At 57.0% G+C, this 24,300-nt stretch carries 18 protein-coding genes and 1 pseudogene; 10 read left to right on the top strand and 9 right to left on the bottom strand.

Annotation, left to right across the window (positions count from 1 at the left end):
* The first annotated feature begins 71 nt into the window (after positions 1–71).
* The 6 genes and pseudogenes from topA (at position 72) to rpmG (ending at position 7,736) form a co-directional block, all read left to right on the top strand.
* A complete protein-coding gene (topA, locus tag ACQZ51_RS09660) occupies positions 72–2,792 on the top strand; it encodes a type I DNA topoisomerase (protein WP_448776766.1) in 2,721 nt (906 codons plus the stop codon).
* Positions 2,789–5,140, top strand: a complete 2,352-nt coding sequence (gene rnr, locus ACQZ51_RS09655; protein ID WP_448776764.1) for a ribonuclease R — start codon at positions 2,789–2,791, stop codon at positions 5,138–5,140. The genes topA and rnr overlap by 4 nt, the downstream gene beginning before the upstream one ends.
* A gap of 25 nt (positions 5,141–5,165) precedes the next feature.
* Positions 5,166–5,606: a DUF983 domain-containing protein gene (locus ACQZ51_RS09650; RefSeq protein WP_448776763.1), complete on the top strand. Its 441-nt coding sequence runs from the start codon at positions 5,166–5,168 to the stop codon at positions 5,604–5,606.
* 84 nt (positions 5,607–5,690) lie between these two features.
* A pseudogene (locus ACQZ51_RS09645) lies at positions 5,691–6,298 on the top strand (NUDIX domain-containing protein).
* Between the two features lie 8 nt (positions 6,299–6,306).
* A complete protein-coding gene (locus ACQZ51_RS09640; RefSeq protein ID WP_448776761.1) occupies positions 6,307–7,479 on the top strand; it encodes an MFS transporter in 1,173 nt (390 codons plus the stop codon).
* An 89-nt stretch (positions 7,480–7,568) separates the two neighbouring features.
* Positions 7,569–7,736 (top strand): 50S ribosomal protein L33, encoded by a 168-nt coding sequence (rpmG, locus tag ACQZ51_RS09635; RefSeq protein ID WP_003496403.1) that lies wholly within the window; start codon positions 7,569–7,571, stop codon positions 7,734–7,736.
* A gap of 692 nt (positions 7,737–8,428) precedes the next feature.
* Here the strand turns inward: rpmG and ACQZ51_RS09630 are convergent.
* Together ACQZ51_RS09630 and ACQZ51_RS09625 are read right to left on the bottom strand one after the other, a co-directional pair.
* A complete protein-coding gene (locus ACQZ51_RS09630) occupies positions 8,429–9,796 on the bottom strand; it encodes a PleD family two-component system response regulator (protein ID WP_192066535.1) in 1,368 nt (455 codons plus the stop codon).
* 15 nt (positions 9,797–9,811) lie between these two features.
* Positions 9,812–10,183: a response regulator gene (locus tag ACQZ51_RS09625; protein ID WP_042619642.1), complete on the bottom strand. Its 372-nt coding sequence runs from the start codon at positions 10,181–10,183 to the stop codon at positions 9,812–9,814.
* Positions 10,184–10,312: 129 nt separating this feature from the next.
* On the opposite strand from ACQZ51_RS09625, the gene ACQZ51_RS09620 reads away from it, so the two are divergent.
* The 4 genes from ACQZ51_RS09620 to ACQZ51_RS09605 all read left to right on the top strand — a co-directional run bounded on the left by ACQZ51_RS09620 (position 10,313) and on the right by ACQZ51_RS09605 (position 13,745).
* Positions 10,313–10,621, top strand: a complete 309-nt coding sequence (locus ACQZ51_RS09620; protein WP_448776760.1) for a DUF3572 domain-containing protein — start codon at positions 10,313–10,315, stop codon at positions 10,619–10,621.
* Positions 10,622–10,700: 79 nt separating this feature from the next.
* Positions 10,701–11,987, top strand: coding sequence for a DNA polymerase IV (locus ACQZ51_RS09615; RefSeq protein WP_448776758.1), 1,287 nt, complete (start codon positions 10,701–10,703; stop codon positions 11,985–11,987).
* A gap of 155 nt (positions 11,988–12,142) precedes the next feature.
* Positions 12,143–13,375 carry a L,D-transpeptidase family protein gene (locus tag ACQZ51_RS09610; protein WP_448776756.1) on the top strand — a complete coding sequence of 411 codons (1,233 nt, stop codon included), beginning with the start codon at positions 12,143–12,145 and terminating at the stop codon, positions 13,373–13,375.
* Between the two features lie 79 nt (positions 13,376–13,454).
* A complete protein-coding gene (locus ACQZ51_RS09605; RefSeq protein ID WP_448776754.1) occupies positions 13,455–13,745 on the top strand; it encodes a hypothetical protein in 291 nt (96 codons plus the stop codon).
* A 3-nt stretch (positions 13,746–13,748) separates the two neighbouring features.
* Here the strand turns inward: ACQZ51_RS09605 and dnaE are convergent, their stop codons facing one another.
* The 7 genes from dnaE to ACQZ51_RS09570 all read right to left on the bottom strand — a co-directional run bounded on the left by dnaE (position 13,749) and on the right by ACQZ51_RS09570 (position 24,179).
* A complete protein-coding gene (gene dnaE / locus ACQZ51_RS09600) occupies positions 13,749–17,243 on the bottom strand; it encodes a DNA polymerase III subunit alpha (protein ID WP_448776753.1) in 3,495 nt (1,164 codons plus the stop codon).
* A 493-nt stretch (positions 17,244–17,736) separates the two neighbouring features.
* On the bottom strand, positions 17,737–18,420 hold the full coding sequence (locus ACQZ51_RS09595) for an ABC transporter ATP-binding protein (protein ID WP_448776751.1): 684 nt from the start codon (positions 18,418–18,420) through the stop codon (positions 17,737–17,739).
* Positions 18,421–18,435: 15 nt separating this feature from the next.
* Positions 18,436–19,743 carry a lipoprotein-releasing ABC transporter permease subunit gene (locus ACQZ51_RS09590; protein ID WP_042619648.1) on the bottom strand — a complete coding sequence of 436 codons (1,308 nt, stop codon included), beginning with the start codon at positions 19,741–19,743 and terminating at the stop codon, positions 18,436–18,438.
* A 20-nt stretch (positions 19,744–19,763) separates the two neighbouring features.
* Complete coding sequence (gene proS / locus ACQZ51_RS09585) at positions 19,764–21,086, bottom strand: proline--tRNA ligase (RefSeq protein WP_448776750.1); 1,323 nt, start codon at positions 21,084–21,086, stop codon at positions 19,764–19,766.
* A 658-nt stretch (positions 21,087–21,744) separates the two neighbouring features.
* Positions 21,745–22,014: a DUF1467 family protein gene (locus tag ACQZ51_RS09580; RefSeq protein ID WP_448776748.1), complete on the bottom strand. Its 270-nt coding sequence runs from the start codon at positions 22,012–22,014 to the stop codon at positions 21,745–21,747.
* A 62-nt stretch (positions 22,015–22,076) separates the two neighbouring features.
* Positions 22,077–22,481 (bottom strand): methylmalonyl-CoA epimerase, encoded by a 405-nt coding sequence (gene mce, locus ACQZ51_RS09575; protein ID WP_448776746.1) that lies wholly within the window; start codon positions 22,479–22,481, stop codon positions 22,077–22,079.
* A 30-nt stretch (positions 22,482–22,511) separates the two neighbouring features.
* The gene (locus ACQZ51_RS09570) at positions 22,512–24,179 is read right to left on the bottom strand and encodes a ribonuclease J (protein WP_448776744.1); all 1,668 of its coding nucleotides are present in this window, start codon (positions 24,177–24,179) and stop codon (positions 22,512–22,514) included.
* Between the last annotated feature and the right edge of the window lie 121 nt (positions 24,180–24,300).

Below are 24,300 nucleotides of genomic sequence, written 5' to 3'. Positions count from 1 at the left end.
ATAAAGGTCGCGCCGCTGATGGCTGAAAAGCTGTGGCGCATGTTAACGGGCAAGTTCCGAAAGAAGAAAATATGACTATCGTCGTCGTCGTAGAATCCCCGGCAAAAGCCAAGACGATCAATAAGTATCTCGGCTCCGGCTATAAGGTACTCGCATCGTTTGGCCACGTTCGCGATCTTCCCGCCAAAGATGGCTCCGTGCTTCCCGATCAGGATTTCGAAATGACATGGGAGGTCGATCCGGCCTCGCAAAAGCGCATGAAGGAAATCTCAGATGCCGTGAAGGCATCGGACGGATTGTTTCTCGCAACCGACCCTGACCGCGAAGGTGAAGCCATTTCCTGGCACGTCCTCGACCTCCTGAAAAAGAAGAAGGTGCTTGGCGACAAGCCGGTGAAGCGCGTCGTGTTCAACGCCATCACCAAGAAGGCCGTTCTGGATGCGGTCGCTGATCCGCGTGACATCGATATTCCGCTGGTGGATGCTTACCTTGCCCGCCGTGCGCTGGATTATCTCGTTGGCTTCAACCTGTCCCCGGTTCTGTGGCGCAAGCTGCCCGGTGCGCGCTCGGCTGGCCGTGTTCAGTCAGTATCGCTGCGCCTCGTCTGCGACCGCGAATCGGAAATCGAACGCTTCGTTTCCGAAGAATATTGGAACATTTCCGCCCTTCTGAAGACGCCGCGTGGCGATGATTTCGAGGCAAAGCTGGTCTCTGCCGATGGCAAGCGCCTGCAAGTAAGATCGGTCAAGACCGGCGATGATGCGACCCGCCTGAAGACGCTGCTGGAAGCCGCGACCTACACCGTGGATACGGTTGAGGCGAAGCCCGTCAAGCGTAACCCCGGCCCTCCCTTCACGACATCGACGCTGCAACAGGCGGCCTCTTCGCGCATGGGCTTTTCAGCCTCGCGCACCATGCAGGTTGCCCAGCGCCTTTATGAAGGTATCGACATTGGCGGCGAGACCGTCGGTCTGATCACCTATATGCGTACCGACGGCGTGCAGATGGCACCTGAGGCGATCGAAGCTGCGCGCGGCGCGATTGGCGAACAATTCGGCGCCCGTTACGTGCCGGAAAAGGCTCGTATCTATTCCACCAAGGCCAAAAACGCCCAGGAAGCGCACGAAGCGATCCGCCCAACAGACTTCAGCCGCACGCCCGATCAGGTCAAGAAGTACCTCGATGCCGACCAGTTGCGTCTGTACGAACTGGTGTGGAAGCGCGGCATTGCCAGCCAGATGGCGTCGGCTGAAATCGAGCGCACGACGGTTGAGATTCTGGCCGAAAACAAGGGCGAGACTGCAGGCCTTCGCGCTGTCGGTTCGGTCATTCGTTTCGATGGCTTTATCGCTGCCTATACCGACCAGAAGGAAGATGGCGAGCAGAGCGACGATGGTGATGAAGATGGCCGTCTGCCGCAGATCAATGCCCGCGAAGACCTTGCCAAGCAGAAGATCAATGCCAGCCAGCACTTTACCGAGCCGCCACCGCGTTATTCGGAAGCATCGCTGATCAAGAAGATGGAAGAGCTTGGCATCGGCCGCCCTTCCACCTATGCAGCCACGCTGAAAACGCTGAGCGACCGCGAATATATCATTGTCGACAAGCGCAAGCTCATCCCGCACTCCCGCGGGCGGCTGGTTACGGCGTTTCTGGAAAGCTTCTTCACCAAATATGTCGAATACGACTTTACGGCGGATCTGGAAGAAAAGCTCGACCGTATTTCCGCAGGTGAGCTGGACTGGAAGCAGGTTCTTCGCGATTTCTGGAAGGACTTCTACGCACAGATTGAAGACACCAAGGAATTGCGCGTTACCAACGTGCTCGACGCGCTGAACGAGGTTCTGGCACCGCTGGTGTTCCCGACCCGCGAAGACGGTTCCGATCCGCGCATCTGCCAGGTTTGCGGCACGGGCAACCTTTCGCTGAAGCTCGGCAAATACGGCGCCTTCGTTGGCTGTTCCAATTATCCCGAATGCAACTTCACGCGCCAGTTGAACTCTGACGGAGCGGAAGCCGATGCTGCCGCGCTCAATGAGCCGAAGGCGCTGGGTGCAGACCCGCACACCGGCGAAGAGCTGACATTGCGCTCCGGCCGTTTCGGACCTTACATTCAGCGTGGCGAGGGCAAGGAAGCCAAGCGTTCGTCGCTGCCCAAGGGCTGGAAGCCTGAAGATATCGACCATGAGAAGGCGCTGGCGCTGATCAACCTTCCGCGTGACATTGGCCAGCACCCGGAATCGGGCAAGATGATTTCGGCGGGCCTTGGTCGTTACGGACCGTTCCTGCTGCATGATGGTGGCTATGCCAATCTGGAAAGCATCGAAGATGTGTTCTCCATCGGCCTGAACCGTGCCGTGACCGTGATTGCCGAGAAGAAGGCATCGCCCGGACGTGGCCGCTCTGCGACACCGGCGGCGCTGAAGGAACTGGGCGACCACCCCGATGGCGGCGCGATTACCGTTCGCGATGGCAAATACGGGCCTTACGTGAACTGGGGCAAGGTCAACGCGACCATTCCCAAGGCGCAGGCTCCTGACACTGTGACGCTTGACGAAGCCCTTGTGCTGATTGCCGAGCGCATTGCCAAGACCGGCACCGGCAGCACAGGCAAGCCCGTGAAAGCCAAGAAAGCAGCTGCGCCTAAAAAGGCAGTCAAGGCTGAGAGCGCCGATGGCGAGACGAAAGCCAAGGCCAAGCCGAAGGCGGCAGCGAAACCAAAAGCGGCTGCAAAGCCGAAAACAGCAGCCAAACCAAAGGCTGCTCCAAAAGCGAAGAAGGCAGAATCTTGAGCAAAGCACCGCGTAAGACATCCGGCTCGGCGGGCGATGGCTTCGGCCGTACCGGTCGCGGAAAAAAAGTCCTCGAGTCTGCGGGCATCATCCATGGTGAGGTTCCGCCGCGCGACGTGCTGCTGAAATTTATCGCCGAGCATCCCGATCAGGCCTCCAAGCGCGAAATCGCCAAGGCCTTCGGGCTGAAGGGTGAAACGCGCATCATTCTCAAGGCTCTGCTCAAGGAGCTTGAGACCGATGGCATGGTGCACAAGAGCCGCAAATCCCTGATGAAGCCGGGTGGTCTGCCGCCGGTGACGGTGCTGGACATTACCACACGCGACAAGGATGGCGGACTGATTGGCCGGCCTGCCGAATGGCCTGACGATCAGGGCGCAGCCCCAGCTGTGACCATCCGGCAATCCTCTGCCGACCGCAACAAGGGCAAGGTTCCCGTTGGCGGTCTTGGTGACCGCGTACTGGCGAAGATTTTCCCTTCGAAAGAGCTGGGTGGCCCTGCCTATACGGCGCGGATCATCAAGCTGATCGACAGACGTCAGGGCGGTTCGCTCGGTGTGTTCAAGGAAACACCTGGTGGCGGTGGCCGTTTGATGCCGGTCGAGCGACGCGGCGAAGAAATGGTCATCGATCCCGATGGCGTCGGTGGTGCCAAGGACGGCGATCTGGTGGAGGTGGAAACCTCACGCAACAGCGGGCGCTATGGGCTGCCACGCGCCAAGGTTCTGTCGGTGGTCGGCTCTGTCGCATCGGAGAAGGCGATCTCGATGATCGCCATCTATGCCCACGGCATTCCACACATTTTCCCATCCGACGCACTGGCGGCAGCGGATGCTGCCAAGCCCGCGACGATGGCGCACCGTGAAGACTGGCGCAAACTGCCGCTCATCACCATCGACCCGGCTGACGCAAAAGACCACGATGACGCGGTTTATGCCGAGCTTGATCCATCTCCCGATAATCCTGACGGCGTGATCGTAACCGTTGCGATTGCGGATGTGTCCTATTACGTCCGCACTGGTTCCGCACTTGACCGCGAGGCGCTGAAGCGCGGCAATTCTGTCTACTTCCCCGACCGCGTCGTGCCGATGCTGCCAGAGCGGATTTCCAACGACCTCTGCTCGCTGAAAGAAGGGCTGGATCGCCCGGCCATCGCGGTTCGCATGGTGTTTTCGAAGGAAGGCCGCAAGGCCAGCCATACGTTCCACCGCATCATGATGAAGAGTGCGGCCAAGCTTTCCTACCAGCAGGCGCAGGCGGCAATCGACGGCAACCCCGACGACAAGACCGGCCCGATGCTGGAGCCGATCCTGCGGCCCCTGTGGCATGCCTACGAGATCATGGCGATTGGCCGTGACCGCCGCCAGCCGCTTGAGCTGGATATGCCGGAACGAAAGATCATTCTGAAAGCGGACGGCACGGTTGACCGTGTGCATGTTCCTGAACGTCTCGACGCGCATAAGCTGATCGAAGAGATGATGATCCAGGCCAATGTCTGCGCAGCCGAAACGCTTGAGGGCAAGAAGCAGCCGCTGGTTTACCGCGTGCATGATGCGCCGACCATTGCCAAGCAGGAAGTGCTGCGCGAGTTTCTGACCACCATCGGCTTTTCGCTGGTCAAGGGCGGGCAGGTTCGCGCCAATTCCTTCAACGGCATTCTGGCCCGCGCGCTGGATACGCCGCACCAGATCATTGTCAACGAGATGGTGCTGCGCTCTCAGAGCCAGGCGATCTACAGCCCTGACAATATCGGCCATTTCGGCCTCAACCTGATGAAGTATGCGCACTTCACCTCACCAATCCGGCGCTATGCCGATCTGATCGTGCACCGGGCGCTGGTTGGTTCGCTGGGTCTGGGTGAAGGCGGCATCACGCCGCAGGAAGAGGCAACGCTTGCCGATATCGCGGCGGAAATCTCGACCTTCGAGCGTCGTGCAATGGCGGCGGAGCGCGACACGGTAAACCGGTTAATCGCGCATCACCTTTCCGAGCGCGTGGGCGAGGAATTCGAGGGACGCGTTGGTGGCGTGACAAAAGCCGGACTATTTGTCGCGCTTCCACAGTTTGGTGCTGACGGATTCATTCCTATATCTACGCTGGGTCGAGACTATTACATCTATGATGAGGCGCATCAGGCGCTGACGGGTGAAAAGTCGGGACTTGGATACCAGCTGGGCGATACCATTCAGGTTCGTCTGGCGGAAGCGGTACCTCTGGCCGGTGCTTTGCGGTTCGAAGCGTTGAGCGAAGGCAAGAAACTGCCCGCAGCGACACGCTCGTTCCACAAGACAACACGGCGCAGTGGCGGACCGACACCCGGCACGAGACCGCCACGCAGACGCAGATAGATCTGCAAGAGCAAGGATGAAGCGCATGACGACGATCGAGACGCAGACAGTGCAGTATGGCGGTACGCCGGAAGTTCGTCCTGTCGGGCGCTCCATCAAGCGCGGCATGCTGAGCCGTTGCCCGGCCTGTGGCGACGGCCACCTGTTTCGTAAGTGGTTGAAGCCGGTGGATGAGTGCGCCTCCTGTGGCGCGGATATGCACCACCAGCGCTCGGACGATCTGCCACCCTATATTTCCATCACGATCCTCGGCCACATTGCTGTTGGCGGCTTCATGATGACGGATACGGTGTTTCTGGTGCCGATGTGGGTCCACTTCGCGATCTGGGTGCCGATCACTGTTCTCGTCGCGCTGCTGACGATCCAGCCGATCAAAGGCGCGGTCATTGGCTGGCAGTGGGCCTTGCGCATGCATGGTTTCGGTGATGAGCCCGAGAAAAAGCAGATTGATGGTTCATCTCACTGATCGGATCCGGCCATTGTGACGCTCGACCACGCCGCTGAAAAAGCACCTTATCTGCGCCCGAAAGATGCAGCGTCGATCCTGCTGATGGACAGATCGACGCCCAGAATGCGTGTGCTGATGGGGAAACGCTCGAGCGCGCATGTGTTCATGCCTGACGTTTACGTCTTTCCCGGTGGCAAGCGCGACCGTGAAGACAGCACCCTGCCCTTTGCCAGCGATCTGCACCCCGTCGTTCTCGACAAGCTCATGCGCGCATCGTCAAGAGCGGTGTCGCAGAAGCGTGCACGGGCGCTGGCGCTCGCGGCCCTGCGCGAATTGCACGAGGAGACGGGGCTTCGCTTTCGAAGCGATGAGCAAGGAAGCACCGGACCGGACCTGACTTGTCCTGCCTGCGGTTCGTTGCACGCGCCATCACACCTCCCGGCCGGATCAGGCGATATGACACACGCTTTTTCTGCTGTTTTACGGATGAAGTGGGCATAGAGCCGATGGCGGCCCGGGATTCAGATGAGCTGCAGCATCTCGAATGGCTTGACATCCAGGACAATTCCGGTGTGAACATGGCGCCCATTACGCGCATGGTTCTCGAAGATGTCACAAAGTTCGTGATAGGTGATCGTTCATTGCAATTCGAGAGCCCGGTGCGACAATATTTTGAGCGTCGCGGCACGTTTACTCGTGGCTTTCTATAAAGGTCTACATGTCCCATCCGACTAGTGACGCCGATGATATTCACTGGCCCTCACTCATAGCCGCCATATCCGCCATCAGCGCCGTGGGCATCGCCATCGGTCTGGGGCTGCCGCTTTTGAGTATCATCCTTGAGAAACGCGGCATCTCTTCAACGATGATCGGCCTCAACACCGCCATGGCGGGCGTTGCAGCCATGATCGCGGCACCCATGACCAGCAGGCTGGCGCATGAATTCGGTGTTGCGCGGACCATGATGACTGCCGTCGTCGTCTCCGCCATCAGCGCGCTTGGATTTTATTTCGCAGAAGCATTCTGGATGTGGTTTCCGCTGCGAATCGTCTTCCACGGCGCAACGACCATGCTGTTCATCCTGTCGGAATTCTGGATCAACGCCGCAGCGCCACCCAAACGGCGCGGCCTGGTGCTGGGCATGTACGCCACCGGCATGGCGGTTGGCTTTGCGGGCGGGCCATTGCTGTTTTCAGCGATTGGCAGTGAGGGAATCACCCCTTTCCTTCTAGGGGCGGCCATCATCCTTCTGGCGGCGATTCCAATTTATCTCGCACGCCATGAGAGCCCCAGCCTTGATGAAAAGCCCAATCACCATTTCGTCCGTTACATCTGGCTGGTGCCGATGGCCTCTGCCGCCGCTTTTGTCTACGGGTCGGTGCAGGCGGGCGGGCTTTCTCTTTTCCCAGTCTATGCGACTCGAGAAGGTTTCAGCGAATCACAGGCGGCCTTGCTTCTCACAGTCATGGCCATCGGCAACATGGCGTTCCAGATCCCCATTGGCATGCTCTCAGACCGCATCAAGGACAGACGCGTCCTGTTGGGCCTCATGGCCCTCACAGGCGTCATAGGCACGCTTGCGCTGCCTTTGCTGGTGGATAACTGGATGCTGCTCTCATCGATGCTGCTGCTGTGGGGTGGCTGCGTATCGGGCATGTATACGGTGGGCCTTACTCATCTCGGCTCTCGCCTCACCGGCTCGGACCTTGTGGCCGCCAATGCCGCCTTCATCTTCTGTTATGCCATTGGCACCATTGCCGGGCCGCAGACGGTGGGTATCTCCATGGATATTGTCGGACCAGATGGTTTTGCATGGGCTTTGGCGATGTTTTTCGGGCTATACGTGGTGCTTTCCATTGCGCGTTCGGTTTTCGGATCAAATCGGACTTGACTTTTCAGGCGCGATCCGTAGTTTCGCGCCAGATTTAGCCGGGGTCCAACAGGGCCGCGGACTCACTATTTGTTAAAGGCAGGACGACCATGGCGAAAGCTACAACAATCAAGATCAAGCTGCTGTCGACGGCCGACACCGGTACTTTCTACGTCACCACAAAGAACAGCCGTACATTCACGGACAAGATGACGAAGACAAAGTACGATCCAGTCGTACGCAAGCACGTTGAATTCAAGGAAACGAAGATCAAGTAATCTTCTATCCATGAACTGCCAAAAACGCGCCCTCAGAGGCGCGTTTTTTGTTGCGCGCATTTAGCCCACCGCGCCTGCCCTTTTATAGCCCAGCACAGCACTTCAGGGCGCCCGTCAGATGCGGACGCGCACGGAAACGCGAACGAGCCACCAGCCGAGCGTTATAGGTAGAGAGAGTGTGTGTGTGGGAGATGAGAGAGAAAAGTGGGTCGACCGGGACAGCAATGACAGTACGAGGAACCATTCAAAGCATCACCGGTCGACCAACCCCAAGACCCAGGAATGCGGCGGACCTGAGCACCATGGGGTAACTGAAGCATATAAGCTTTTCCTGAAGAAAAGCAGATGTCCAAATTACCGATCTATCGTCATGATTGCAGCGGCTTAAGTTTGCTGCAAGTGCAGATAGTTTTTTTGTGAGTGGACTATCGCGTAACACTCGAACTAAATCAACAGATTATTAATCAAATCGCTGTGTTGTCTCTGGATATGGTTAAATATCCCAGGATGATACGGAATTTCCGTCCAATTAAAGCATTACAACGCACAGTAAGTATTATTAATAGTTAAATCAAACAGCTTCTTCTTAATCAGAGAAATTAAATTATACTGTCGACAGACAAAACTTGTCCCTTCACCGGTACTGACCAGGTGAAACCAAGTTTCTGTTTCTGTGATGAGTTGAACGTCACTCAGGCGGCAGAAGCGACGACACGGTTGCGCCCGGCTGTCTTCGCCTCGTAGAGCGCCATGTCCGCCTGCCGCATCAGCGCCTCAGGGGTTTCCACTGATTGCGCATTGGTGGCGATGCCGAGCGATGCTGTGATGTGCAACTCGCGGCCCGAACGCAGCGTAAAGGGCGCGCCTTCGATGATCGAGCGCAGTCGCTCGGCCACGGCAGCGGCCATATCAACAGGCGTATCCGGCATGACCACGACGAATTCTTCGCCGCCGTACCGGCAGGCCAGATCCGCGCCACGAACGGTCGAGCGCAGTCTTGAAGCAAATTCCCGCAGAACCTCGTCGCCCGCATCATGCCCGTACGTGTCATTCACGTCCTTGAAGCGGTCTATATCCGTGATGCAGACGGACAGAGGACGCTGGCGTGCAGCGGCACGGGTGAACAGCACCTTGAGGTGGTTATCGAGGTAGCGGCGATTGTTGAGCCCCGTGAGAGCGTCTATCACGGCCATTTCGATGGTCTGGTCCAGATTTTCCCGCAGTTTGGTGTTGAAGCGCTTTCGCTTGATCTGCGTCAGCGTGCGCGCCACAAGCTCATTGGGGTCAATGGGGCGAACGATATAGTCGTTGATCCCCAGTTCCAGGCCGCGAACGATCATCGCCTCATCGCCCTGCTCCGTGACCAGAAGCAACGGAAGGAACCGTGTTCGCTCCAAAGAGCGCAGCTGCGAGCAAAGACGCAGCGGATCGAAATTCTCGAAGTTCGAATTGACGATGACCATTTCATAGTCATTCTCGGCTGCTTCAAACAGAGCCGCAGCCGGTTCGCTAATAGCGAAAACCTCGGCAACGGGCTTGAGAGCCTTGATGATGCGTTCCTGCGAGCTTGGCCGTTCGTCAATCAGCAGGACGCGGCCTGGCTTTTCGATCTGCGCGCTTTCGGAAATAGGATCACCCGCATTGATGTTCTGGGCGGTCTTCACGCGCGCGCGCAACTCGTCACTCATCGTCTTCAGGCGCACGAGGCTCTTGACGCGGGATATCAATTGCAGATCGTTGACGGGCTTTGTCAGAAAGTCATCGGCACCGGCTTTTAGACCGCGCACGCGATCTGCCGGCTGGTCGAGGGCGGTGACCATGACCACGGGAATATGCGCCGTCACAGGGTTTGCCTTCAGCCGCTCGCAGACCTCGAAGCCGTCCATATCCGGCATCATGATGTCCAGAAGAACAATATCGACCTGCTCTGTCTGGCAGATGGCCAAAGCCCGCGCGCCATTATCTGCACACAGGACGTCAAAATATTCCGCTGAAAGCCTCGCTTCAAGAAGCTTTACGTTTGTTGGAATGTCATCGACGACCAGAATTCTCGCAGTCATTTGCCTAGCCCCGACTTAAACGTCGCCCAGATATGTTTTGATGGTCTCAATAAATTTTGGCACGGAAATGGGCTTTGAAACATAGGCCTCACATCCACCCTGGCGAATGCGTTCCTCATCACCCTTCATGGCGAAGGCCGTAACGGCAATGACGGGAATGACGTGCAATTCGTCATCTTCCTTCAGCCATTTGGTCACTTCCAGACCGGAGACTTCTGGCAACTGAATGTCCATGAGAATGAGGTCAGGCCGGTGCTTGCGTGCCAGCTCAAGTGCTTCCATGCCATTGCGGGTCTGGATGGTTGTATAACCAGACGCCTCGATCAGGTCGCGAAAGAGCTTCATATTCAGCTCATTGTCTTCAACTATCATGACCTGTTTGGGCATGCGATCAGTCCTTGTTTCACTTTGAAACCAGTTCGTAGACATATAGTGTGCCTGAGAAGCGATTCCATTGTCCCCGAAGCATGCACGCTATGGGGATTTGGTTGAGAAATAGGTAACTTCAGTAAACAAATGTTGCACGACACAAAAAACAGCGGACGCGCGCCCAAAGACAGTCATGAAACGGCGGTTGCCATACTTGGCTGGCTCGCCAGCGAACCGGATATGCTTGCACGATTTCTGGCTCTCACCGGCTTGCAGCCCAACATGCTGCGACAGGCCGTCAACGATCCCGGTTTTCTGGCGGGCCTCGTAGACTTTCTGATGAGCCACGAACCTGACCTCATGGCGTTTTGCGAGGTGACCGGCACGAAGCCCGAAGATGTGGAGGCGGCGTGGCATAAGTTCTCCGGACCGGGCCTGGGATCAGGCGAGTTTTGAGCCAGCGGCGTCTCTCCATCTCTTGAGACTATACCCATAACATACTATGGTGCGAAACGTTCACTCTTTGTTTCGAGCCATGGCCGCTTTGTCGACGCACTACGATCCCGGTTTCTGCCGTGACTGTCTGGCTGGCCAGCCGGTGGGCACAAGGCGTTGCCTGCGATGCGGCAGCCCTCGCCTCGTCTATCACGCCGAACTCTACGATCTCTCCATCGCCCATATCGATTGCGATGCGTTTTATGCCTCTGTGGAAAAGCGCGACAACCCTGAACTGGCAGACAAGCCGGTGATTATAGGCGGCGGCAAGCGCGGCGTCGTCTCCACGGCCTGCTACATTGCCCGCATTCATGGTGTGCGCTCTGCCATGCCCATGTTCAAGGCGCTGGAGGCCTGCCCGCAGGCCGTGGTCGTGCGGCCTGACATGGAGAAATACAGCCGGGTCGGAAAACAGATCCGAAGCATGATGGAGGATCTGACACCGCTGGTGCAGCCTGTTTCCATCGATGAAGCATTTCTCGATCTTTCCGGCACCGAGCGCTTGCACCACGACCCGCCTGCCCGGGTGCTGGCCGGTTTTGCACGCCGGGTGGAGAAGGAAATCGGCATCTCTGTCTCCGTCGGCCTTTCCTATTGCAAGTTTCTGGCAAAGGTAGCGTCCGACCTGCAAAAGCCACGCGGCTTTTCGGTGATCGGGGAAAAAGAGGCGATGGAGTTTCTTGGTCCCCGCCCGGTGACAACCATATGGGGTGTGGGCAAGGCCTTTGCCGCAACGCTGGAAGCGGATGGCATCCGCACAATCTCGCAACTGCAGCAGATGGATGAAGGTGTCCTGATGCGCCGCTACGGCACTATGGGGCAGCGTCTTTATCGCCTTTCCCGCGGCATTGATGACCGCGATGTGCACCTCAATGATCCGGCCAAAAGCGTTTCCGCCGAGACCACATTCTTCAATGACATATCCCGCCATGACGAGCTGGTTTCCATTTTGAGGTCACTCTCGGAAAAAGTGGCGTGGCGATTGAAGAAGAACGAAGTGGCGGGCCATACGGTCGTCTTGAAAATGAAGACCTCAGACTTCAAATCCCGCACCCGCAACAAGCGGCTGGAAGACCCGACGCAACTGGCCGACAGGATTTTCCGCACGGGCATTTCCCTGCTGGAAAAGGAAACTGACGGGACCAAGTTCCGCCTTATCGGCATTGGCGTGACCGACCTCTGCAAGGGAGATTTGGCCGACCCGCCTGACCTCGTTGATATCAATGCCGGACGCAGGGCGGCAGCGGAGGCTGCGATGGACAAGCTGCGCGACAAGTTTGGCAAGGGTGCTGTTGAAACAGGTTATACATTCGGCACCCAAAAATAGTCGCCCGACACGCAGGCGTGATGACTATTTAAAAGTTTCCTTAAATTCCGACCGTTATGGTTTCGCATCAAGACGCCGCGCATGGTTTGGTCGGTCGTCAGGCTCCCCCATGTCTTTTCCGAAAAGCCATGATTTGTAATGCGTTGGAGTGACACATGATGTTGCGTGCCTTTGTCGGAGCATGTCTCCTTTCCACCTCTCTTCTGGTGCATACCGCCTTGGCGGGCGATACGCGCAGCTTGCAGGTCATTATTTCCAAGAGCGAGCAGACGCTGTCTCTTTATGATGGCGGCGCGTTAATCGCGACATCGAAAGTCTCTTCCGGCAAGACCGGCCATGAGACGCCAAGCGGCATCTTCTCTATTCTCGACAAGCGGAAATATCACGAATCCAACATCTATTCCGCCGCGCCCATGCCGTTCATGCAGCGGCTGACATGGTCCGGCATTGCGCTGCATGAGGGGCATGTACCTGACTATCCCGCCTCTCACGGCTGCGTTCGCCTGCCAGCCAAATTCGCGAAGAACCTGTTTGGCATGACAGGGCGTGGTGTGCATGTCATCATATCGGATGCCGATGTCGTGCCACGCGCCATAGAGCACCCTGCCCTTCCCCAGCCGCACAGCACGCCTGACAAAGGGCTGATGCTGTCTGATGTGGAGTTGCGCCCTTCAAACTTCGATGCGTCACTGAAGTTGGTTGAGGTGGCTGTCTACGAGACAACAAGCTCGGTGAAACCCAAAGCATCAAGGCCGACCAACCTTTTGCCGCTTCGCGTTCTCATCACCCGCCGTGGCGAGCGTGAGAAAATCATCGACGTACAACGTCTTCTAACCGCTATCGGCTTCGATGCCGGCGTGGCAGATGGCTATTCGGGGCAGATGACGATCAGCGCCGTGAATGGCTTCAAACGCTGGAAGAACATCAAGACGACAGGCCCGCTTTTGAGCGATGAATTCATCGATGCGCTTTATGAATCTGCGGGCGCGGACGCGGCACCCAATGGACAGATCATGGTGCGCAGGGATCACGAGCCATTGTTTGAGGCGCCCCTTCACATCAAGGACCCGCATGTGGCGCTCGGCACGCACTTCTTCGAAGTGATCGATATGGATGGCGACGAGGCGAAATGGAACGGGCTGACGTTGGAAAACCATCTTCCCACGGCTGCACGCAGGCGCCTCGGCATAGATGTGGCGGATGCGCCCGGCCTGCCGAACCCACTTAAGTCGGTGCTGGATCGTCTCGAAATTCCCGTTTCAATCCGTGCAGAGCTTGAGGCTAACCTTACGACCGGCAGTTCCATCACCATTGCGGATCTGAGCCACGGGCTGGAGACTGGCAAGGGAACGGACTTCATTACCATTACCCGCGACGGGCCGATCTGACAGGCTGCACGCCCTGCGGGAACGAAGTGGAGTGGCAAGCGTTGCAATGGCTCGACATGACAACGTGGAGAGCCAGCAGATGAACTTCAAATATATTGCCGCAGCCCTTCTTGGCCTCGCATGCGTATCGGCTGCCGAAGCGCCGCTAAACTACCGGATCTATGCGGGCCCTGACGTGACGAGCGATCCTATCATACTGGACATTTTTGATCGCGCCGTGATGAAATGCACAGCGGAAGCCAGCACACCGCCACGTGGGACGGCATACACCACATCGACCTATTACACTGTCGCGGTTAGAGCATGCCTTTCGCGCCAGGGCTTCGTTGACCGCGGCGGCTACGCATACCCGTATACGCGCCTGTTTTAAGCGTCAGATCAGTTCAACATCCACGACGCCAGGTGCGGAGCGGAACGCAGCGCCAATCTCAGGTGAGATACGGTACTTTCCGGGCAGTTCGAGCTCAATCTCGCGCTGCCCGTCATCCTTGATCAGCACGAAATACACCGCGCCATCGCCCCGGTTGAGGTGATGCGCCAGAGTCTTCATAGGGCCTGAATCGCGCAAATAAACCCGCAGTGCTTTCTGCATCTGCACCGAGCGTTCTTCCAGCGATTGCGCCGTCTGAATGCGCAGGCCGATGCCCTCAGGGCGTTCTTCAGCCTGAACGGTGATGACCAGCGATTTGCCGACCTCCAGCAGATCGCGATACTGGGCCAGACCTTCGGAAAACAGCACAGCCTCATACTGGCCGGATGCGTCCGAAAAGGTGATGATGCCCATCTTGTTGCCGGTTCTGGTCTTGCGCTCCTGCTTGCCGGTAACGGTGCCAGCCAAGCGACCGGCAGTCGCGCCCTGTTTCACCGAGGCGGTAAAGTCTGCGATGTTTTGCACGCGTAGCTTATCGAGAATGGCGCGATACGTATCCAGTGGATGCGCGGTGAGGTAAAAGCCTAGCACCTGATATTCGCGCAGCAGCTTTTCCGAGGCGAGCCATGGCTGGAACGCTGGCAGCACCAGCTTTTCCGGACCGCTTGCCCCGCCTGAGCCGAACATGTCGTGCTGGCCGCTAACGCGCCGGCTTTGCGCCAGTTGCGCATAACCGATGATGCGGTCCAGCCCGCCGATCAGTTCGGCACGATCCTTGCCAAAGCAATCGAAAGCACCCGCATTGATGAGGCTTTCCAGAACGCGGCGGTTGACCTGCTTGGGATCAATGCGCAGGCAGAAATCTTCAAGGCTTGCAAATGGCGTTTCACCGCGCACCTCGACAATATGATCGACCGCGCCTTCGCCCACGCCCTTCAGCGCAGCCAGCGAATAATAGATGCGGTTTTCGCCCGGCTCAAAACGGCGGTGAGATGTCTGCACCGAAGGGGCAACGATTTCGATGCCCATGCGGCCCGCATCCTGGCGGAAGTCGTTGACCTTTTCCGTATTGGCCATATCCAACGTCATGGATGCCGCCAGAAACTCGACCGGATAATGTGCCTTCATATAGGCCGTCTGGTACGAGACGATGGCGTAGGCTGCTGCGTGGGATTTGTTGAAGCCGTAATTAGCGAACTTCGCCAAAAGATCGAAAATGGTGTTGGACTGCGCCTTGGAGACGTCGTTGCGCATCGCGCCTTCAACGAAACGTTCGCGCTGCTGGTCCATCTCCTCCTTGATCTTCTTACCCATGGCGCGGCGCAGAAGGTCGGCTTCACCGAGCGAATAGCCCGAGAGAACCTGAGCGATCTGCATCACCTGTTCCTGATAGACGATAACGCCCTGGGTTTCCTTCAGCAGGTAATCGATGGTCGGGTGGATCGACTCGATCTCTTCCTCGCCATGCTTACGGGCGTTATAAACCGGGATATTCTCCATCGGACCCGGACGATACAGCGCCACCAGCGCAATAATATCCTCGATGCAGTCAGGCCGCATGCCGATCAGCGCCTTGCGCATGCCCGCACTTTCCACCTGGAACACGCCAATGGTTTCACCGCGCGACAGCATCTCGTAGGTCTTCACGTCCTCAAGCGGGATCGCAGCCAGATCAACCTTGATGCCCTTGCGCGCAACGAAATCCACCGCGACTTTCAAAACGGTGAGCGTCTTCAGACCCAAGAAGTCGAATTTGACGAGACCGGCACTTTCGACCCATTTCATGTTGAACTGGGTGACCGGCATGTCCGAGCGAGGGTCACGATACATGGGCACCAGCTTGGAAAGCGGGCGATCGCCGATCACGATACCGGCGGCGTGGGTGGAGGCGTGGCGGTAAAGCCCCTCGATCTTCTGGGCGATATCAAGAAGGCGAGCAACGACGGGCTCCTTGTCCGCCTCTTCCTGAAAGCGCGGCTCCTCCTCGATGGCCTTGGACAAGGGCGTGGGGTTGGCCGGGTTGTTCGGCACCAGCTTACAAATGCGGTCCACCTGCCCATAGGGCATTTCCAGCACACGACCAACATCGCGCAGCGCCGCACGGGCCTGCAACGAACCGAAGGTGATGATCTGCGCGACCTGTTCGCGGCCATATTTTTTCTGAACGTAGCGAATGACTTCTTCGCGACGATCCTGGCAGAAGTCGATGTCGAAGTCGGGCATGGACACGCGTTCGGGGTTCAGGAAGCGTTCGAACAGGAGCGAGAAACGAAGCGGATCGACGTCGGTAATGGTCAGCGCATAGGCAACCAGCGAGCCCGCACCCGAACCACGGCCGGGGCCGACGGGGATATCCTGCAGCTTGGCCCATTTGATAAAGTCGGCAACGATGAGGAAGTAGCCCGGAAACTTCATGCGCTCGATAACGCCGAGTTCGAAATCCAGCCGGTCGCGATATTCCTGTTCGGTATAGCCCGGCGCCATGCCGAGCGCCGATAGCCTATGCTCCAGACCCTCGACGGCCTGACGGCGCAGTTCAGCACCCTCGGCACGGTCAGCCTCGTCAGGGTCTTCACTTGCGCCGGTAAAGCGCGGCAGGATCGGCCCGCGCTTCTTCAGCACATAGGAGCAGCGCTGCGCGATCTCGATGGTATTCTCAAGCGCCTCAGGAAGATCGGCAAACAGCGCCATCATCTCTTCGCGGCTTTTGAGATAATGATCGGGCGTCAGGCGAAAGCGTGTGTCATCGGACACGATGGCATTGTGGGCAACCGCCATCAGAGCATCATGGGCGTCATAATCAGCGCGCGATGGAAAGAACGCCTCGTTGGTGGCAACCAGAGGCAGGTCATGCTCATAGGCAAGTGCCACCATGCGCCGTTCGTGGGCGCGGTCAAAATTGCCCTGCCGCTGCAGTTCGATATAGAAGCGATCACCGAAAAGCTCTTTCAGTGTCAGCAGGCGTTTTGTGGCCTGAGCCGCATGGCCCTCTCTCAGCGCCATGTCGATAGGCCCGCCGGATGCACCGCTGAGGACGATCAGGCCAGAATTATCCCCCTCATCCAACCAATCTTTCGTGATGCAGACGGAAGGACCGGTGTCCTCTCCATCAAGATAGGCACGGCTGATGAGGTCTACGAGACGCTCATAACCCTTAGCATCTGCCGCCAGAACGACGATGGCTGGCAATTTTGCAAGACTGTTGTTGCCGCGCTTATCATCGCCAGCGTCCTGCAGGTCGATAGACATCTGGCAACCAATGATCGGCTGCAAACCCTCGTCACGAGCCTTTTCGGAGAACTCGAGAGCGACAAAGAGGTTGTTGGTATCGGTAATGGCAATAGCAGGCTGACCATCGCCCACAGCCTTGGACATGATCTTTTTCAAGGGCAAGGCGCCCTCGAGCAGGGAGTAAGCGGAGTGAACCCGCAAGTGCACGAAGCCGGGCGTCTGAATGTCTTTTCCAGCGTCTGCGCCGGTAACTGTAATATCGCCCATCTCGTAAAATCCCGTCATTCTGAGTCACGGGATTTTCGGCTTTTCCTCGACCAGAGTCTACAGGCACGGACAAGGTTTACACGTCATTTCTAACGGAAACGACAGTCACACTTCACATGGAAGTGAGGATGACACCGAAGCTGGCAACGAAGACGGCGATGGAAGCGAATGCAGCAATATCACGGATGATGTCAGTCATTTGTCTCTCCATACTCTCTATGTTCTAACTTTGTTCCCATTTAGTTCTGATGTCAATGTCTTTTTCGACTCTCGTAATATGAACGCATCGCGACTCGCGGGGGTTCCCCCTTTGAAAGCCCGCGGGGCGTTAGTGAATTTGGATAAAGCGCAGGCTACATCCCCGCAGGCGCAGCAGAAGCGATCAGATGTCGCAGCCCGGGAAATTCAACGCCACAAACGCCAACAGGCACATCCGGTCTCTGCGGATGTGCCTGTTGTGGTCTTGGTAGATTATGGGAGTAGACGGTTCGCGTCAGAACTCGACGATCTTGCCTTCGCTCAATGTGACGCGGCGGTCCATGCGGCCAGCAAGCTCGTGGTTATGCGTGGCGATGAGTGCTGCGAGACCTGACTGGCGGACCAGCGCCTCCAACGCGCCGAACACATAGGACGCCGTTTCCGGATCAAGGTTTCCTGTCGGCTCATCCGCCAGAAGCAGAAGCGGCGCGTTGGCGACCGCACGGGCAATTGCCACGCGCTGCTGTTCGCCACCCGACAGTTCCGATGGGCGGTGATCGCCACGATGGCCTATGCGCATGTAATCCAGAAGCGCGCTGGCACGCTCCTTGGCCTCGGCATGCGGCAGCCCGGAAATGAGCTGCGGCATCATGATGTTCTCAAGCGCGGTGAATTCCGGCAGGAGATGGTGGAACTGGTAGACGAAGCCGATATCGCTGCGGCGGATGGATGTGCGCTCTTCGTCTGAAAGATTATCGCAAAGCTTGCCATTGATGGAAACCTCGCCAGCATCCGGGTGCTCCAGGAGGCCAGCCAGATGCAGCAATGTCGATTTGCCCGTGCCCGATGGTGCGACCAGCGCGACAATCTCTCCGCTTTTCAGCTCGAGATCGGCATTCTTCAAAATGGACAGGCTGTGTTCGCCCTGTCCGTAAGTCCGTTCCACGCCCTTAAGCCGCAACGCTGTTTTCTGTGCCATTGTGTGATGCGGTCCTTATTCGTAACGCAAGGCCTGAACCGGGTCGAGCTTGGAGGCCCGCCAGGCCGGAAAGATCGTTGCCAGAAATGACAGTGTCAGCGCCATGATGACCACGGTCATCGTCTCGCTGAATTCCATTTCTGCCGGAAGCTGGCTGAGGAAATAAAGCTGAGGGTCAAACAGAACCGTGCCCGAAATCCAGGAGAAAAACTGCCGGATCGATTCTACGTTTAGACAGACGAGGACGCCAAGGCCGACGCCCGCGAATGTGCCGACAATACCGATTGCCGCACCCGTCATGAAGAAAATCCGCATGATGGAGCCGGCGCTGGCACCCATGGTCCGCAGGATAGCGATGTCGCTGCCCTTATCCTTGACCAGCATGATGAGGCCGGAAATGATGTTAAGCGCCGCCACTAGCACGATGAGCGTCAGGATCATGAACATGACATTCCGCTCTACCTGAAGGGCGGAGAAGAACGTCTGGTTTCGCTGTCTCCAGTCGGTGATATAGACCTGCCGTCCAGCCGCCGTTTCCACCAACGGCCTGATTCCATCCACATTATCCGGGTGAGTGACGAAGAGTTCGATGGACTGGACGATGCCTTCAGCGTTGAAATAGAGCTGCGCTTCAGACAGCGGCATATAGATCATCGAGGCATCATATTCGGACATGCCGATTTCGAAGACGCCCGCGATCGTATAGGATTTGACACGCGGATTGACGCCCATCGGCGTCACGTCACCCTCTGGTGATATCAGCGTAATCTGGTCGCCAGCGGTAACACCGAGAGATGATGCAAGGCGGGAGCCGACGAGGACGCCCTGCCCTGACATGAAGCCGACGAGATCTCCGACCTTGATGTTGCCGGAGACTTCCTTGATCTTTTCGATGTCTTCGACGCGCACACCGCGCACCAGCGCACCACTGCCAGCACCGCCGCGACCGGATGCGAGCGTCTGGCCTTCCACCAATGGCAGCGCCATGGTGACGCCAGGAACAGCGGCGAATTTCTTCGTCAGCTCGTCATAGTCCTTCAACGGCGCATCGATGGGCTGCACGATCATATGGCCGTTGATGCCGAGAATACGTGAAATCAGCTCAGTGCGGAAACCGTTCATAACCGCCATGACGATGATCAGCGTCGCAACGCCAAGCATGATGCCGACGAAGGAAAACCCTGCGATGACGGAGATAAACGCTTCCTTGCGGCGCGAGCGCAGGTAGCGCCAAGCCACCATGCGCTCGAAGGCCGAAAATGGCCGGGCGCCTTGGTCCTTTGCGGATGGGCCTGCACCGGTATCAGCCTCGGCTTTTGCCATGTCTTCTCCTTGTTGGCTTCTCAGCCAAGTACCCTGTTCATAGCCGCTTCAACGGTCACGGTCTCACGTGCGCCGGTCTTGCGGGTCTTAACTTCAACTTCACCAGCCGCGACGCTGCGAGGACCGACGATGATCTGCATCGGCACGCCGATGAGGTCAGCCGTCGCAAACTTCTGGCCAGCGCGATCGTCCGTGTCGTCGTAGAGAACATCCTTGCCGGCGTTGCTCAGCGAATAATACAGCTTCTCACAGGCTGCATCACAGGCGGCATCCCCAGCCTTCATGTTGATAATGACGACATCGAACGGAGCAACCGATTCTGGCCAGATGATTCCGTTCTCATCATGCGATGCTTCAATGATGGCGGGAACAAGGCGTGTCGGCCCTATGCCATAGGAACCCATGTGGACAAGGTGTTCCTTGCCATCTGGACCCTGCACTTTCGCACCCATCGGCTCGGAATATTTCGTGCCGAAATAGAAGATGTGACCGACTTCGATACCGCGCGCCGAAAGACGCTCGCCTTCGGGAATGGCGTTGAATGCGGCTTCATCATGCATTTCAGATGTCGCGGCGTAGTCAGTCGTCCAATCATTGAAGACGCCCTGCAAGCCATCAACATCGTCAAAATTCGTATCATCAGACGGAATGCCGCGGTCCAGAAAGCTCTTGTGGCAGAATACCTCGGACTCACCCGTATCGGCCAGAATGATGAATTCATGGCTGTGATTGCCGCCGATGGGGCCGGTATCGGCCCGCATAGGAATGGCGCGTAGGCCAAGACGAGAGAAGGTACGCAGGTAAGCCGTGAACATTTTGTTATAAGAATGGATCGCGTCTTCCTTGGTCAGGTCGAAGGAATAGGCATCCTTCATCAGGAATTCACGCGAGCGCATCGTGCCGAAACGCGGACGTACCTCGTCACGGAACTTGAGCTGAATGTGATAGAGGTTCAGCGGCAGGGTCTTGTAAGACTTCACATAGGACCGGAAGATATCAGTGATCATCTCTTCATTGGTCGGACCGTAAAGCATCTGACGGTCCTGACGGTCCTTGATGCGCAGCATTTCCTTGCCGTAATCATCATAGCGACCGCTCTCCTGCCACAGCTCTGCCGTCTGAAGCGTTGGCATCAGAAGCTCGATGGCGCCAGAGCGATCCTGCTCTTCCCGCACGATCTTGTTGACCTTATCCAAAACGCGCTTGCCCAGCGGCAGCCAGGAATAGATGCCCTGGCTCTGCTGGCGGACCATGCCCGCACGCAACATGAGGCGGTGCGAGACAATCTCGGCTTCCTTGGGGTTTTCCTTGAGGATGGGCAAAAAGTAACGGCTAAGACGCATGGTGGATTCCATTTTGTGACGAAGCCTCGCATTTACGCGGGAATCGCCGGAATAACGGGATATTTGCGCCGTACATAGCGGTTTCCGAACCAGAAGGAAACCCGCACACCAAGGTCTTGACGCCACCAAACTCCGAGTTCTACCAGCGTTTTCAAGAGATCGTGCACACATGTTGAAAAAACGGAATTTCAGCCTTGCAAAAGCCCCTGACAAACCCAATTCGTGTCAGTTTTACGACAGCTTTTAGACAGATTTCGCCTCTGATCGGCCACAGGAGGAATAATTTTGCCCCGTACATGCGACATATCGCGCCAGGAGAATTTTTTTGCCGACTGTAACAAATTTACAAAAAATTGGGTGACAAGGTTTAATGTTTGGGCTAGTTTCAGCTCACAAAAGAGGCAGGGAGTTTAAATTCTTGTCTATTTCGCGGTCAGTCTTGGGAGGATGAGATCTTAGGCGCGTTCATTCGCTGCCCCGGCAACGGTTACAGATCACGCGAAACTGAAAAACAAGGCTGAAAAGCCTTGTTTTTTTTTGCTTTTTTGCCGGATAAGCAAATCGGCACAATCAATCAAGGCAAATTTGTGATTGTCAATTTGCAGTTTATCGGTCTGAGGCTGTATGCCGTCTCTACATGACAGCGGGATGACAGAAATCAGTCATAAACCGGGATAATGCGTGGCAGGTCATCCATGGTGAAGCCGGCATACCACGTGACTGCATACCAAAGTGCACAGACTGCCAGAGAAATCAGCGTTGTCAGCAGCACGATCTTCCCGCCCCGGAAGCGTGCCGGTGCACTGGCAACGGTGCCGAGCGCAACATTGCCATCGTCAGACTGTGTGCGCAGTCCAATTGGCAGGACCACGAACAGGATGGTCCACCAGACGATGAAAAAGACGGCAAAGGCCGAAATCCACTGCATGCACTCATCCTCCTGCGTCGTTTGACGCCTTTTCGCGATGCAGATCAAACCCGCTTTGGGTTTCAGATCTGTTCAAGCTCTATCAATGTACCGAAAAAATCCTTCGGGTGAAGAAAAAGCACCGGCTTTCCATGGGCGCCGAGCTTCGGCTCTCCGTCCCCTAACACACGCGCACCCTCTGCCTTGAGGTGATCGCGCGCGGCGATGATATCTTCCACCTCATAGCAGATATGGTGCATTCCGCCCGATGGGTTCTTTTCGAGAAACGCCGTAATGGGCGATTTTTCACCCAACGGTTCCAGCAATTCCACCTTGGTATTGGGAAGCTCTACGAACACAACCGTCACGCCATGTTCCGGCAAAGGCTGGGACTGCGAAACCGCAGCTCCCAGCGTGTCACGATAGGTGGAAACTGCCGCAGCCAGATCCGGCACGGCAATTGCGATATGGTTGATACGACCAAGCATGCTTACCCTTCCAAATAGCTGCGACCGATCTTAAACCTTGGTGACGAACACCGTGACGATTGGCTTCTTGCCCCAGACCTGATTGGCGGCGGCGCGAACGGCACGACGCACCGATTCCTGCACCATATTCAAATCCTTGCGGCGCGCACGCGGAATGCTTTCGACCGCACCCAGCACGGCATCATAGAGCGTGTCTTCCATGGCTTCGCCTTCATCATCGAATTCCGGCAGGCCGAATGGAATGACATCGGGATCGCCCAGGAAATCATAGCGGCTGTCCAGCAGGACATTGACGGAGACGTGACCGGCGAAGGAGAGCTTCCGACGATCGCCAATGCCCATTTCTTCGAAATCGCCCAGCAGGCGGCCATCCTTGAAGATACGGCCATGCGGCGCATCATCGATAACCTCGGCTGGACCGGGCGCAAGGCGCAGAATATTGCCGTTGCGGACCTTCGGAACCTGCCCGATGCCAGCCTGCTCGGCCAGTTCTTTCTGCCCTACCAGGTGCGCAGCCTCGCCATGAACGGGAACCAAGATCTGCGGTTTTACCCACTCATACATCTGCAAGAGTTCGCTGCGGCGTGGGTGGCCGGACACGTGAACCAACGCTTCATTATCCGTGATGATGTGAATGCCCTGCTCTATCAGGCCGTTCTTGATGTCCTGAATACCCTTTTCATTGCCGGGAATGGCACGGGAGGAAAACACCACCGTATCGCCAGCAGCCAAGGCAACATTACGCATCTCATCGCGGGAAAGCTTAGCGAGCGCCGCACGTGCCTCACCCTGCGAGCCGGTGAGGATAATGACAACCTTGTTGCGCGGAATGTAACCAAATTCATCTTCGGCGAGGAACGGCTTAATGCCCTCCATGATGCCGAGATCCTGCGAGACATTGACCACTCGCTTCAGCGAACTACCGAGCAACAGCACTTCACGTCCTGCACGTTCCGCCGCCTGGGCAATGGAGCGAATGCGCCCGACATTGGATGAGAAGGTGGTGACCGCAACGCGGCCCTCGGCATTTTCAATGATCTGCCGCAGACCTTCAGAGACCTGCTCTTCGGATGGAGAGACACCATCGCGCAGCGCATTCGTGCTATCGCACATCATGGCCAGAACGCCTTCTTCACCGATGGCACGGAAGCGTGCTTCATCGGTAAACGGTCCAAGCGAGGGCGCATGGTCGATCTTCCAGTCGCCGGTATGCACGGCATTGCCAAGCGGCGTGCGGATGACGAGCGACATAGGCTCAGGAATGGAGTGGTTGACGCCGACAGCTTCGATCTCGAACGGACCGACATTGATACGATCACCCGCCTTGAACGGCGTGATGGGAATTTCTGCGCGGGTCCCCTCATAATTGCGCTTGGCTTCCAGCATGCCAGCGGTGAAGCCGGACGCATAGACCGGCACTTTGAGGCTCGGCCAGAGATCGTTAAGCGCACCATAGTGGTCTTCGTGCGCGTGGGTGATGATGATAGCTTTGAGGTTTGCGAGCTGCGCTTCAATAAAGCTGATATCGGGCAATACGAGATCGATGCCTGGCAGATCAAGCCCTGCGAATGTTACGCCGCAATCCACCATGATCCATTGACGCTTGGACGCCGGGCCGTAGCCATAGAGCGCCAGGTTCATGCCAATTTCGCCGACCCCGCCCAGCGGCAAGAATACGAATTCGTCTTTTGTCGTCATTACTGTGTTCGTCCAATCATGCCTGGCACCGTCACGTGCAAGGACGTGCGAGAGCGAGGCGATAAGCATCGGTTTTCATCAATCACACCGAGATGGCCGATGCGTGGCCAAGCGTGCGTCC

The sequence above is a fragment of the Agrobacterium sp. CG674 genome, assembly GCF_053521645.1.
Note: the sequence above shows the minus strand (reverse complement) of the source record. Positions and strands in the feature narration are given on the sequence as shown.